This is a genomic window from Rhodococcus sp. ABRD24 (assembly GCF_004328705.1).
GTDB lineage: Bacteria > Actinomycetota > Actinomycetes > Mycobacteriales > Mycobacteriaceae > Prescottella.
Map to the genome: position 1 here is coordinate 702,353 of NZ_CP035319.1, position 13,292 is coordinate 715,644.

The window sequence follows — 13,292 nt, forward strand, 5'->3', positions numbered from 1 at the left end:
TCCCCCACCGCGTCCCCTCCCCTCGACGGATCCGTGTTATCCCAGCGCGTCGGGCAACGGCACGTCTTCCCCGAGCACATGCTCGGCGAGGAACGATTCGACCACCTGATACCAGATCTTGGCATGCTGCGGGCTGAGTACCCAGTGGTTCTCGTCCGGGAAGTAGAGGAAGCGGTGATCGGTCTTGCCCTCATCGTCGGCGGGCAGCCCGGACTCCGACAGCAGCTCGTACCACAACCGCAGGCCCTCACCGATCGGCACGCGATAGTCTTTGTCGCCGTGAACAACCAGCATCGGGGTGACGATGTCGGCCACGTAGAGGTGCGGGGAGTTCTCGAACGCCATTTCGGGTGTCATCTCGCGCTGCCAGTACCACGCAGCGTCGGTGGTCGGGCCGAACTGATCGAGCGCCCACAGGCTCGCGTGGGTGACGATCGCCCGGAACCGGTCGGTATGTCCGGCGATCCAATTGGCCATGTAGCCGCCGAAGGATCCGCCCATCGCGGCCGTCCGCTTCGCGTCGATCTCCGGCAAGGCCTCCGCAGCGTCGGTGATCGCCATCAGATCGGTGTACGGCGCTTTGCCCCACTGCCCCCAGCCGCGCTGGACGAAGTCCTGCCCGTAGCCGGTGGACAGCGCCGGGTCCGGTAGCAGAACGGCATATCCCTTCGCGACCATCAGCCACGGATTCCAGCGCCATGACCACGTGTTCCACGAGTTCAGGGGACCGCCGTGGACCCACAGCACCAGCGGCACGGGGCTCTCGGCCGACGCGTGCCCGGGCAGCGCAAGCCAAGATCGCAGCGGGGTTCCGTCCTCGGCCTGCGCCACTACCTCGGTGAGCCGTCCGGGCAGGGTCGGCGCGCTCGACGGCGCCCGCAGTTCCGTGACGGCACCGACGTCGCCGGTGAGCGCTACACGTACGGGGTGCGCGGGACGGGTGTACGACGCGCGCATCGCGTACACAGCGGATCCGTCGGGGGCGACCTGCAGATCGGTGTAGGCGGCATCGTCCGTCGTGAGCGCGACAGGTGTGTCTGCGCGCAACTGGAAGATCGGCCCACGGCCGTGATCGTCGGCCGTGAGCAGCAGCCCGTCACTACCCGGCAGCCACGCCACCGACGTGGGCCAGCGGTCCCAGTCCGCCGCCAGCGATTCGATCCGTCCCGTCTCGAACGTGTACCGGTGCAGTGTGACTCGCGGCGCGGTATCGGGGTCGCCGTGAGATTCGCGGAGATAGACCAGTTGCGTACCGTCGGGCGAGATCACCGGGCGCGAGAGGTCGGCCTCGCCGTCGTCGACGAGTACCGTCCGGTCCCCCGTCGCAACGTCGATCCTCACCAACTGCGTGCGGGCCGACCCGAGGGCGCCCGGCACCACCCATGTGCTGACGACGAACGACCCATCGTCGGCGAGCGCATAGTCGGCGTCACGCAGCGCGGCACCCGGGTCCGGGGTGATGCCGTCGAAGGCGATCGCACCTTCGGCAGCGGCATCCCCGGCCAACAAGTGCGGGACGTCCGGGCCGAGGTCATGGTCCCAGTGCCGCACCGGGTAGCCGGTGTGCAGGACGGCCGAGATCTTCTTGTCCTTGCGCGTACCGCGGACCCGCTCGTCTTCCTCGGCGGTACCCGACGCGCCCAACACCCCGGTGCTCGCCACGACCCTCGGCACCGACCGGGCCGCACGCACGCCGGTGATCCCACCGCCGCGACCGGCTACCTTGCGTGCCTCCCCACCGGCTGCCGGCAGGAGCCACAGGTCGGGGCGGGCCTCGTCCGTGCCGTCGCCGCCCGGGCGCGCGGCGGTGAACAGCAGGTCACCGTTGGACGTGAACGCCGCCCCGGACTCCCCTTTCGTACCCCACGTCAACCGCCGGGCCGAAGCCTCACCGGTCGGATCGACTTCCCACAGTGCGGTGACGTACCTGGCCGACGTCTCGTCGAGCACCGCCTGCGTCACTACCAACCGGGTGCCGTCCGGGGACAACACCAGCCCCGACATCCGAGGCAGGGCGACAAAGGCGTCGAGGTCGTCGAAGGGAGTGCCGAATGAGATCTGCGGAGTCGAGGTCACCCCTGATTGGTACCACGTGTCGCCACTGGCCTACTGCCCTCACATGCGGTGATCACAGCGTCCGGACGAATCGCCGTGAGCACTGTCACCTATACCGACGCAGTCCGGGCCCCTAGCGTGATGGTCATCGTCCAGGCATCCACAGCATGGACGCGCACCGATCGACCACCGAAGGGAATCATGGCCATCTACGTGATCGACGCACTCCTCGTTCTGTGCCTGCTACTGGTGACGTGGTTCGTCGCATACGCAATCCACCGCCTCGTAGCCGACCGCTGAGACGAGCTCGACGGCAGCAGATCTCGGCGTCCGGTCGTCAGCGGGGGCGCCGCCACATCTGCCACAGTGTCGGACCGCCGTTCGGAATCACGATCTCACCGGTGACCTCGAATCCGAATCGCTCGTAGTACGGGATGTTCTCTTCTTTGCTGGATTCGAGATAAGCAGGCGCATACTCAGCGTCGCACCGCGAAAGGCGCGAGAGCAGTAGCGCCTTCCCGTGTCCACCGCCGCGGGCCGAACCGGCGGTACCGATCGTCGCGAGGTACCAATGGGGTTCCTCGGGGTGCACCGATTCGAGTGCGCGAGACACCCCGGCACCGACACGCAACCGCCCACCGAGCGCGAGCACGGTAGCCGGCAGGCTCAGCAATGCACTCAGCGGCCGCTGCTTCCACCGTCCGGGAGGGTCCCAGAGCGCGCCGCCGACGATGGTGCCGTCCGGCCCTTCGGTGAGTTCGGCGCCACCGCCGGCCAGGTGATGATGCCGGATCTCCACTCCGAACAGCCGCCGCAGACCGGCCGGGCGCTTCGCATCGTCGGGCAGCATCCACCGCGTCAGCGGATCGTCATCGAACGCCTCCGCAAGCGCACACGAGAGCGCGGAGACGTCCGAACCGGTCACTGGCCGCACAACGACTCCCATGTTGAACAGCATACCGGCTCGGCCGCAAGGGGATTGGCTGGACCAACGGGATTGACGAACCACGGGTAGGCAAGGACTCACCGACGGCGGTTCCGGGCCGACCGCCGGATTCCGCCGCCGGATTCCGCTCGGTGCTGCCGTCTCCTCTACGACGACTCGGTGTGCCAGGGCGTGCGAACCAGCGTGACCTGGGCCACTATGGACTCATGACGCGCACAGGACCTCGAGACGACATCGACGAAGACGCGGTGGTCGTCACCCACAACAAGGACTACGCCGCGGGGGTCCCCGCGGTCCTGGTGTCGCTACAGCGTTCGGTCGAGCAGATGGGCCTGGCCCGCACCGCACGCACCCTCACCCGCCTGAACCAGCGCCACGGCTTCGACTGCCCGGGCTGCGCATGGCCGGAGACTCCGGGACACCGCAAGCCCGCCGAGTTCTGCGAGAACGGAGCCAAGGCGGTCGCGGAGGAGGCGACGCTGCGGACTGTGACCCCCCAGTTCTTCGCCGAGCACCCGATCTCCGAGCTCGCCGGCCACACCGACTATTGGCTGGGCCAGCAGGGCCGGCTGACGCACCCGATGGTGTTGCGGCCCGGATCCACCCACTACGAGCCGATCACATGGGATGGTGCATACCGCCTGATCACCGAACATCTCCACCGGCTCGACAGTCCTGACGAGGCCGTGTTCTACACGTCCGGACGGACCAGCAACGAGGCTGCGTTCCTCTACCAGTTGATGATTCGCAGCTTCGGCACCAACAACATGCCGGACTGTTCCAACATGTGCCACGAGTCCTCGGGCAGTGCACTTACCGAGGCCATCGGCATCGGCAAGGGGTCGGTGTCCGTCCCCGACATCGAACAGGCCGACCTGATCCTCATCGCCGGACAGAATCCAGGCACCAACCATCCGCGCATGCTCTCCACACTCGAGAAGGCGAAGGCCAACGGCGCCAAGATCATTGCGGTCAATCCGCTGCCCGAAGCCGGCCTGCTCCGGTTCAAGGATCCACAGAAGATCAACGGGGTACTCGGTCGCGGTGCCGATATCGCCGACGAACTCCTCCAGATTCGACTCGGCGGCGACATGGCCCTGTTCCAGGGCCTCGGCCGGCTACTCCTCGAGGCCGAGGACCGTGCTCCGGGCACCGTGATCGACCGCGCGTTCATCGACGGGCATTGCGCGGGATTCGACGAGTACGCCGACCACGTCCGCGGCGTCGATCTCGACACCGTCGTGGCGGCGACCGGCCTGTCCATGCGACAGCTCGAGGAGACTGCCCGCGCTCTGATCGAGTCCGAGCGGACAGTCACCTGCTGGGCGATGGGACTGACCCAACATGCGCACGCGGTTGCCACCATCCAAGAGGCCGTCAATCTCCTGCTCATGCGCGGAATGATCGGCAAGACCGGCGCCGGCGTGTGCCCGGTGCGCGGACACTCGAATGTCCAGGGCGACCGAACGATGGGTATCTGGGAGAAGATGCCGGAGGAGTTCCTCGCCGCACTGGACGCCGAGTTCTCCATCGAGAGTCCCCGCCGTCACGGCTGGGACACCGTAGATGCGATCCGCGCGATGCGCGACGGCCGGGCCACGGTGTTCATGGCGATGGGCGGCAACTTCGTGTCTGCGACCCCCGACACCGCAGCCACCGAGTCGGCCCTGCGTAACTGTGAACTCACCGTTCAGGTTTCGACGAAACTCAATCGCAGCCATGTCGTGCACGGCCGCACAGCACTGATCCTCCCGACCCTCGGCCGCACCGACCTCGACGTGCAGGCGACCGGAAAGCAATTGGTCTCAGTGGAGGATTCGATGTCGATGGTGCACCTGTCACGGGGACGTCTGCAGCCGGTCAGTGAACACCTGCGCAGCGAGGTCGCTATCGTCTGCCAGCTCGCGCGCAAGCTGCTCGGCGCCGGACATGGCGTACCGTGGGCAAAGTTCGAGGGTGACTACGATCTGATCCGGGACTCGATCTCCCGTGTCGTCCCGGGATGCGAGGACTACAACACCCGGGTCCGCCAGCCCGACGGCTTCCAGCTGCCTCATCCGCCGCGCGACTCGCGCGAGTTCCACACTCACACCGGCAAGGCGAACTTCGCGGTCAATCCGCTCGAATGGGTACCGACGCCGCCCGGACGGCTGATCCTGCAGACGCTGCGCAGCCACGACCAGTACAACACCACGATCTACGGCCTCGACGACCGCTATCGCGGCGTCAAGGGTGGGCGGAAGGTGGTGTTCGTCAACGCTTTCGACATCGCCGAAATGGACCTGTCCGACGGGCAGATCGTCGATATCGTCTCCGAATGGACGACGGCGGACGGCACCGTCGAGGAACGTCGCGTACACGACTTCCGGATCGTGGAGTACAGCACCCCACGCGGGAACGCGGCCGCCTATTACCCCGAGACGAACCCGCTGGTTCCGCTCGATCATGTTGCCGCCAAGTCCAACACACCCGTCTCGAAGGCGATCGTCGTGCGACTCGAAGCCGCCCGGGCCGGCTGATGGGCCGAGTTACCGCCCGGCGGCCCATTCTGCGAATCACCGCGGACGGCACCAGCCGGCGCCCCGACACCCTGGCAGTCGAGGAGCCGCTCGAGATCCGCCTCGGCGGACGCTCCCTCACTGTGACGATGCGCACCCCCGGAAACGACGTCGACCTCGTGCACGGCTTCCTACTGAGCGAGGGCATCATCGGCAGCCCGCAGGATGTCTCGACAATCCGCTACTGCGACGGAGTCGACGAGGATGGCGTCAATACCTACAATGTCCTCGACGTGGAAATGGCTGCGGGCGTTCCTGATCCGGGCACGCGGGGGCAGCGGGAGTTTCTCACCACCTCGGCATGCGGGGTATGCGGCAAAGCCTCGCTCGACGACGTGGCCACCCGCAGCCGATTCGCCCTGACCGACAGCACCGTCACCGTGTCGGCGGCGGCGCTGTCCGCGATGCCGAAGACACTGCGGGCCGGTCAGCGCATCTTCGAGGCCACCGGCGGACTGCATGCCGCCGGACTGTTCACCCCGGACGGCGTGCTGCTCGCGCTACGGGAGGACGTCGGCCGGCACAATGCCGTCGACAAGGTTCTCGGCTGGGCCCTGACCGACAACCGCGTCCCCCTCACCGACACCGTTCTGATCGTCAGCGGCCGAGCATCCTTCGAACTGGCACAGAAAGCGACGATGGCCGGGATTCCACTCCTCGGTGCCGTATCGGCACCGTCGTCACTTGCCGTCGATCTGGCCCGCGACCGCGGTCTCACCCTCGTGGGCTTCCTGCGCGGATCGAGCATGAACGTCTACGCGGGTGGCCAGCGGATCACATCCTGAGCGCATTTCGATCCGGCCATCATTCGGGACGCCGAGTCGATATCGTGCAGGCCGGAAACGGACGAGAAGCCTCGCAACACACCGACGGCTACGCCCACCGCGCCCTCTGAGAAACCGATGAGCCCAGGTGCTTACGCACCTGGGCCCATCGGAACCTTCTGGCTGAAACTACGCGCTCTTGTCGCGCCGCTCGTCGTGATCCGACTTGCGCGGCACGATCGTCGGTAGCACATTGTCGTTGACCGTCTCCGCGCTGACGACCACCTTCGCGACGTCGTCGCGACTGGGAATGTCGTACATCACCGGCAGGAGGACTTCCTCCATGATGGCGCGCAGACCGCGAGCACCGGTGCCCCGATGGATGGCTTGATCAGCGATTGCCTCCAGCGAATCCGCCGTGAACTCGAGCACGACCCCGTCCATGTCGAACAACCGGGTGTATTGCTTGACGAGCGCGTTCTTCGGCTCTGAGAGGATCTTGACGAGAGACTCCTTGTCAAGATTAGTCACCGAAGCGACGATCGGGAGACGACCGATGAACTCCGGGATCAGCCCGAATTTGATCAGGTCCTCGGGCATGACCTCGGCGAAGTGATCCTGGGTGTCGATCTCAGCCTTGGACCGAACCTCGGCCCCGAAACCGATGCCGCGCTTGCCGATCCGATCGGACACGATCTTTTCCAGACCGGCGAAGGCACCGGCGACGATGAAAAGCACGTTCGTCGTGTCGATCTGGATGAACTCCTGATGCGGATGCTTGCGCCCGCCCTGCGGGGGAACACTTGCCTGTGTGCCCTCGAGAATCTTCAGCAGCGCCTGCTGAACACCCTCGCCCGACACATCGCGAGTGATCGACGGGTTCTCGCTCTTGCGGGCGATCTTGTCGACCTCATCGATGTAGATGATCCCGGTCTCGGCCCGCTTGACGTCGTAGTCTGCAGCCTGGATGAGCTTGAGCAGAATGTTCTCGACATCCTCGCCGACGTAACCGGCCTCGGTGAGCGCCGTCGCGTCCGCGATCGCGAACGGCACGTTGAGCATCTTGGCCAGCGTCTGCGCCAGGTAGGTCTTGCCGCAACCGGTGGGGCCGAGCATCAAGATGTTCGACTTCGAAAGCTCCACAGTTTCGCCGCGGGCGTCGCGGCCACGATCGCCCGCCTGGATTCGCTTGTAATGGTTGTAAACCGCGACAGCCAGCGTCCGCTTCGCAGCGTCCTGGCCGATCACGTAGTTCTCGAGAAAGTCGCGGATCTCCGCCGGCTTGGGAAGCTCGTCGAGCTTGACCTCACTCGACTCGGCCAGCTCCTCCTCGATGATCTCGTTGCAGAGATCGATGCATTCGTCGCAGATGTAGACCCCAGGTCCCGCAATGAGCTTCTTGACCTGCTTCTGGCTCTTACCGCAGAAAGAGCACTTGAGCAGATCGCCGCCGTCACCGATGCGTGCCATCTCGTAAGGTCCCTACTTCCTTGTCTACGTGCGAGCACCCTCTCCCGACTACCCGCAGATCGCGCTATGCGGATCAGGATCGAAGGCCCATGCTGTGACCGTACCCGTAGATCGGGAACGAGGTCGACCAGTTGCCCGTGATTGCCGCCCAGAGAAACCGAACCCGGCGCATGAATCACATCCGTGCGAGGCGCGCGGAATGCCCCAGCCTGACCGGTTCATATCCCGGTCCGCCGCAACCTGACCTCTCGGCGTGTCGGCGAACCGGGATGCCCGACATCACTTCTGGGCGGAGAGCTTCCGGTACTCGAGCACATCGTCGATGATGCCGTACTCTTTCGCCTCCGCGGCAGTGAGAATCTTGTCTCGATCGGTATCCTTGCGGATCACGTCGGCGGCTCTGCCGGTGTGCTTCGACAGCGTCGACTCCATCAGGCGCCGCATCCGCTCGATCTCCGCGGCCTGGATCTCGAGGTCCGAAACCTGACCCTGAATGCCTCCGGTGGACGGCTGGTGGATGAGCACGCGGGCATTCGGCAGCGCAAGACGCTTGCCGGGGGTGCCGGCCGCGAGGAGTACGGCCGCCGCCGAGGCAGCCTGGCCGAGGCAGACGGTGGTGATGTCGGCGCGGACGTACTGCATCGTGTCGTAGATCGCCATCAACGACGTGAACGAGCCGCCGGGCGAGTTGATGTACATGGTGATGTCGCGGTCGGGATCGAGGGACTCGAGCACCAGCAGCTGCGCCATGACGTCGTTGGCCGAAGCGTCGTCGACCTGTACGCCGAGGAAGATGATGCGCTCCTCGAACAGCTTGTTGTACGGGTTTGACTCCTTGACGCCGTAGCTCGAATGCTCGATGAACGACGGCAGGATGTAACGCGACTGTGCGCCGGCCGGGGCCTGGCCACCGAGGGCGTGGGCAGCACGGGGATCGAACGAATTGGTCATCGTGTCTCCAAAGATGAGTATGGGCGGAAGGTACGGATCCGAACGCGGCCTAGTTGCCCGCGCCGCCCGCCTGCCGCGCGCGGGAGATGACGTGGTCGACGAAGCCGTACTCGAGCGCTTCCTTCGCGGTGAACCAGCGGTCGCGGTCCGAGTCGGCGGTGATCTGCTCGACCGTCTGCCCGGTGTGCTCCGCAATGAGCGCGGCCATCTCGCGCTTGGTGTGCGCGAACTGCTCCGCCATGATCGCGATATCGGAGGCCGTGCCACCGATGCCGGCAGACGGCTGGTGCATCATGATCCGCGCGTGCGGGAGGGCATACCGCTTGCCCTTGGTGCCCGCGGAGAGCAGGAACTGCCCCATCGAGGCCGCCAGGCCCATGCCGAACGTCGCGATGTCGCACTCGGCGAACTGCATCGTGTCGTAGATCGCCATGCCGGCCGTGACGGAACCGCCAGGCGAGTTGATGTACAGGGAAATGTCCCGGGTGGGGTCCTCTGCCGACAGCAGAAGAATCTGGGCGCAGAGCTTGTTCGCGATGTCGTCGTCAACCTGCGTGCCGAGGAAGATGATGCGCTCGCGAAGCAGGCGTTCGAACACCGAGTCGCTGAGATTCAGACCGGAGGTGGCTGAAGTCATGGCGGGATTCTGGTAAGTCACGGTACCTGCCTTCTCGATAAGTCGTTGGTTCCTGACACAGACACTAACGAAGTAGGGCGACACCGGAGTCCCGGTGCCGCCCTACTTCGCTGAAAGCGGAAAAGCCGCTCCGCAGACGATCTCAGAAGTGACTTACTTCTGCTCGTCGGCCTCGGCCTCGGCCTCGGCTGCATCGTCAGCTTCGGCAGTGCCGAACATCTCGGCGGTGTCGATGGCCGCACCGGCGGTGTCGGTGACGGTTGCAGCGTCGACGACACCGGCGAGGGCCTTGCCGCGACGAACATCCGCGAAGACGGCGCCAAGCTGGTTGGCCTGCTGGATCTGCTGGATGAACTGCTCCGGCGCCATACCGTAGCGCTGTGCCTGGAACAGGATGCGCTCGGTGAGCTCGTCCTGGCCGACGGTGGTGCCGGCGGCGTCCGCGATGGCGTCGAGCAGCAGCTGCGTCTTGACGGAGCGCTCCGCGGCTTCCTTGGCGTCCGCGTCGAACTGCTCACGCGTGGTGCCCTGAGCCTCGAGGGCCTCGGCCAGCTTGGCCTCGTCATGATCCAGACCGTGGATCGCATCGTGCAGCGCAGCATCGACCTCGGCCTTGACGACAGCCTCGGGCAACGGGACCTCGACGGTCTCGAGCAGAGCCTCGAGCACCTTGTCGCGGATCTGTCCCGCCTGCTCGACCTTGCGGACGCGTCCAACGCGCTCACGAAGATCAGCCTCGAGCTCCGCGAGGGTGTCGAACTCGCTTGCCATCTGGGCGAACTCGTCGTCAGCCTCAGGCAACTCGCGCTCCTTGACGGAACCGACCGTGACGGTGATGACGGAATCCTGTCCGGCGAACTCGCCAGCGACGAGCTTCGAGACGAAGTCCTTGGACTCACCAGCCTTGACGCCGATAATGGCCTCGTCCAGGCCCTCGATGAGCTGGCCCGAGCCGACCTCATGGGACAGGCCCTCGGCCGTAGCCTCCGGAACAGCCACACCGTCGACCGTGGCGGACAGGTCGATCGACACGAAGTCGCCGTCCTGGACCTCACGCTCGACACCCTTGAGGGTGCCGAAGCGCTGCCGCAGCGACAGCAACTGCTCGGCGACAGCCTCGTCGGTGACCTCGATCGGGTCGACCGTGACGGCGACGGTGGAGAAGTCGGGCAGAGTGATCTCGGGACGCACGTCGACCTCAGCGGTGAACGTGAGCTCCTGGCCGTCCTCGAGCTTGGTGATCTCGATCTCCGGCTGGCCGATGACCTTCACCTCGGAGGTCGACACGGCCTCCGAGTAGCGGGCCGGCAGGGCGTCATTGACAACCTGCTCGAGCACGGCACCACGACCGACACGAGCCTCGAGCAGCTTGGCCGGAGCCTTGCCCGGACGGAAGCCGGGGAGACGGATCTGCTGCGCGAGTGCCTTGTAGGCCTTGTCGAAATCAGGCTTGAGCTCCTCGAAGGGCACCTCAACGTTGATACGGACTCGCGTCGGGCTGAGCTGCTCGACGGTGCTCTTCACGGATCATGCTCCTTCGTGTGGTGATGCTCTTCGTTCGTATGTCGTGCCCTGCGCGGCAGGGCCCTCTCGGCCCAGCCGCGGTTTGGTCGGGGTGACAGGATTTGAACCTGCGACCCTCCGCTCCCAAAGCGGATGCGCTACCAAGCTGCGCCACACCCCGTTCGAACAGGCCTCCGCCAACCTCGCGAGGACCCGAGGCAGAATCCTACGGCCCCCCGATTATGAAATCCAAAGCGAGGTTCGGTACAGTTCCATCTCGCACACGGCATCGCTGGCGATCCCACAAATGTCGTATGCACGGGGATGTAGCTCAATGGTAGAGCCTCAGTCTTCCAAACTGATTACGCGGGTTCGATTCCCGTCATCCCCTCTCGTAGGGAAAACCCCGGTTCATCTGCAGCAATGCAGGGAGCCGGGGTTTCTTGGTTCCAAGGCTCAGCCTGCAACCTTCACCTACTATCCAAGGCCCCGGACACGCTATCGGACGGACTCCTGTCGGACGGGCGGCGGCAACGACGGGCCAAACGACCCCCGGATCCAAGCCAACCTGGCACCCAGTTCCGCAAATTGGTGACATACATCACATAATCGATCGTGGTTGATCGCGCTCGACGCTGTCCAATCGAACGCCGACGGCATGGGCGACCGCCGCTCGAGAGCCATCCGCCGTCCACATCGGCCCGGTATCCTGGACAAGGTACGACTTGCCGCCTTCGGAAGGTCCCCCGTGGAAATTCTCCTCATTGTCGCCGTCCTCGGCGCTGTCATCTTCCTGGTCATGAAGAGTCAGAACAAAAGCAAGGGCCACTCGGCGAATCAGCTCGACGATGCGAAGGCAGATGCCCGCCAAGCCATCGAACGTCTCGGCGGCCAGGTCTACAACCTCGTCGGCAACGACGATCCGTCCAAGCAGGCTCTCGCCGACGCGTCGGAGCGGTACACCGCCGCCGGTTCACAGATCGAGCAGGCCACCACACCGATGCAGGCACGGCTGGCCAAGCAGACAGCGCTCGAGGGGCTGTACTACATCCGCGCCGCGCGCACCGCGATGGGCATGGATCCCGGCCCCGAGATTCCGAGCATCGACGGTCAGAAGTCGGCCGGCTCGGTGACGGAGGACCGTCAGGTCGAGTTCGAGGGCCGTCAGGTGTCCGCGTCTCCCAATCCGTCAGCGCGCACCCCCAACTACTATCCCGGCGGCCGCGTCGCGGGGCGCCCGGTCCCCGCAGGCTGGTACTCGGAGCCGTGGTGGAAGCCCGCACTCGTCGCTGGCGCCTGGGGTATCGGTTCGATGTTCCTGTTCTCGGCCATGTTCTCCGGTATGTCCGGCGTCCCGTATGACGCGCAGAGCTTCGAAAACGGCGGCGGGGACGGATCCGAGGGCGGCGATGCCGGAGCTGATGGTGGCGACGGCGGTGGCGACCCGGGCACAGACGGCGCAGACGCGGGTGGCGGAGATGATTACACCGCAATGGACGGTGGCGGAGACTTCGGTGGCGGAGACTTCGGCGGCGGGGACTTCGGCGGCGGGGACTGGGGTGGCGGAGACTTCGGCGGTGGAGACTTCTAGTCCGAGATCACCACGGACTCAGTTCCGCTGACAATCGGGGCACCAGAACAGATTGCGCCCCTTCATAACCGCGTGAGCGATCGGCGTGCCGCAGATGCGGCACGCCGATCCTGCTCTGCGGTAGGTGTACGTGCGCGGGCGGTCCTTCGCGTAGGACGGATCGCCGTGGTCGTCCTCGGGCCGCACGACGTGCATCTTGCCGCGGCGCACGCCGACCTTCATCAACTCGACGAGGTCGGCCCACATCGCGTCGAACTCGTCGCGGCTCACACGCTTGCCGGGACGCTCCGGATGGATCCCGTGCCGGAACAGGACCTCGGCACGATAGACGTTTCCCACCCCCGCAAGGACGGCCTGATCCATGAGCAGGGCGCCGATCGGCGTCTGCGATTTCGAAATGCGGGCCCACGCCCGCTCGGGATCGGCGTCCTTGCGGAGCGGATCCGGACCCAGCCGGGCTTCGATCGCGGCGACCTGCGGCGGATGCAGCACCTCGCATGCCGCGGGCCCCCGCAGATCGGTGCCGTAGGAGGCTCCGACCATGCGCATCCGGACCTGCCCGACGGGAGCGTCGAGTGGCACCGTCGACTCGGTGAACTTTCCGTACAGGCCGAGGTGGACGTGCACCACGAGACCGTTCTCATAGTGGTGCCACAGGTGCTTGCCCCACGCATCGGAACGCACAAGGACGCGGCCGTTGATCAGGGCCGCGTCCTCGGCGAATCTGCCTTGCGGGCTCGAGACCACCACCACAGATCCCGCAAAACGCCGCTGATGCAGGCGCGCGAGACGGTGCAGAGTGTGGCCCTCGGGCACG

The 13,292-nt window shown here is 65.6% G+C and carries 11 protein-coding genes and 2 tRNA genes; 5 read left to right on the forward strand and 8 right to left on the reverse strand.

The window, feature by feature from the left end; translation table 11 throughout:
* Positions 1-36 precede the first annotated feature (36 nt).
* Positions 37-2,076 (reverse strand): alpha/beta fold hydrolase, encoded by a 2,040-nt coding sequence (locus ERC79_RS03085; protein ID WP_131575643.1) that lies wholly within the window; start codon positions 2,074-2,076, stop codon positions 37-39.
* Positions 2,077-2,151: 75 nt separating this feature from the next.
* Here ERC79_RS03085 and ERC79_RS03090 point away from each other — a divergent pair, with 75 nt between their 5' ends.
* A complete protein-coding gene (locus ERC79_RS03090) occupies positions 2,152-2,355 on the forward strand; it encodes a hypothetical protein (RefSeq protein ID WP_131575645.1) in 204 nt (67 codons plus the stop codon).
* Positions 2,356-2,392: 37 nt separating this feature from the next.
* Here the strand turns inward: ERC79_RS03090 and ERC79_RS03095 are convergent, their stop codons facing one another.
* On the reverse strand, positions 2,393-3,001 hold the full coding sequence (locus tag ERC79_RS03095) for a GNAT family N-acetyltransferase (protein WP_131575647.1): 609 nt from the start codon (positions 2,999-3,001) through the stop codon (positions 2,393-2,395).
* A 206-nt stretch (positions 3,002-3,207) separates the two neighbouring features.
* Here ERC79_RS03095 and ERC79_RS03100 point away from each other — a divergent pair, with 206 nt between their 5' ends.
* The gene (locus ERC79_RS03100) at positions 3,208-5,520 is read left to right on the forward strand and encodes an FdhF/YdeP family oxidoreductase (RefSeq protein WP_131575648.1); all 2,313 of its coding nucleotides are present in this window, start codon (positions 3,208-3,210) and stop codon (positions 5,518-5,520) included.
* Entirely contained in the window at positions 5,520-6,344 is an 825-nt protein-coding gene (gene fdhD, locus ERC79_RS03105; RefSeq protein WP_131575650.1) for a formate dehydrogenase accessory sulfurtransferase FdhD, read from the forward strand. The genes ERC79_RS03100 and fdhD overlap by 1 nt, the downstream gene beginning before the upstream one ends.
* Positions 6,345-6,512: 168 nt before the next feature.
* Here the strand turns inward: fdhD and clpX are convergent, their stop codons facing one another.
* From clpX to ERC79_RS03130, 5 genes are all read right to left on the reverse strand, one after another.
* On the reverse strand, positions 6,513-7,793 hold the full coding sequence (clpX, locus tag ERC79_RS03110; RefSeq protein ID WP_131575652.1) for an ATP-dependent Clp protease ATP-binding subunit ClpX: 1,281 nt from the start codon (positions 7,791-7,793) through the stop codon (positions 6,513-6,515).
* A 279-nt stretch (positions 7,794-8,072) separates the two neighbouring features.
* Positions 8,073-8,744, reverse strand: coding sequence for an ATP-dependent Clp protease proteolytic subunit (locus ERC79_RS03115; protein WP_131575654.1), 672 nt, complete (start codon positions 8,742-8,744; stop codon positions 8,073-8,075).
* A gap of 49 nt (positions 8,745-8,793) precedes the next feature.
* Positions 8,794-9,381: an ATP-dependent Clp protease proteolytic subunit gene (locus ERC79_RS03120; RefSeq protein ID WP_242676732.1), complete on the reverse strand. Its 588-nt coding sequence runs from the start codon at positions 9,379-9,381 to the stop codon at positions 8,794-8,796.
* A 153-nt stretch (positions 9,382-9,534) separates the two neighbouring features.
* The gene (gene tig, locus ERC79_RS03125) at positions 9,535-10,905 is read right to left on the reverse strand and encodes a trigger factor (RefSeq protein WP_131575656.1); all 1,371 of its coding nucleotides are present in this window, start codon (positions 10,903-10,905) and stop codon (positions 9,535-9,537) included.
* 83 nt (positions 10,906-10,988) lie between these two features.
* Positions 10,989-11,065 (reverse strand) — tRNA-Pro (locus ERC79_RS03130).
* A 139-nt stretch (positions 11,066-11,204) separates the two neighbouring features.
* On the opposite strand from ERC79_RS03130, the gene ERC79_RS03135 reads away from it, so the two are divergent.
* Both ERC79_RS03135 and ERC79_RS03140 read left to right on the forward strand, forming a co-directional pair.
* A tRNA-Gly gene (locus ERC79_RS03135) sits at positions 11,205-11,275 on the forward strand.
* Positions 11,276-11,632: 357 nt separating this feature from the next.
* Entirely contained in the window at positions 11,633-12,475 is an 843-nt protein-coding gene (locus ERC79_RS03140; protein WP_131575657.1) for a DUF1542 domain-containing protein, read from the forward strand.
* An 18-nt stretch (positions 12,476-12,493) separates the two neighbouring features.
* Here ERC79_RS03140 and ERC79_RS03145 read toward each other — a convergent pair whose 3' ends face one another.
* Positions 12,494-13,291 carry a DNA-formamidopyrimidine glycosylase family protein gene (locus tag ERC79_RS03145; protein ID WP_131575659.1) on the reverse strand — a complete coding sequence of 266 codons (798 nt, stop codon included), beginning with the start codon at positions 13,289-13,291 and terminating at the stop codon, positions 12,494-12,496.
* Between the last annotated feature and the right edge of the window lies 1 nt (position 13,292).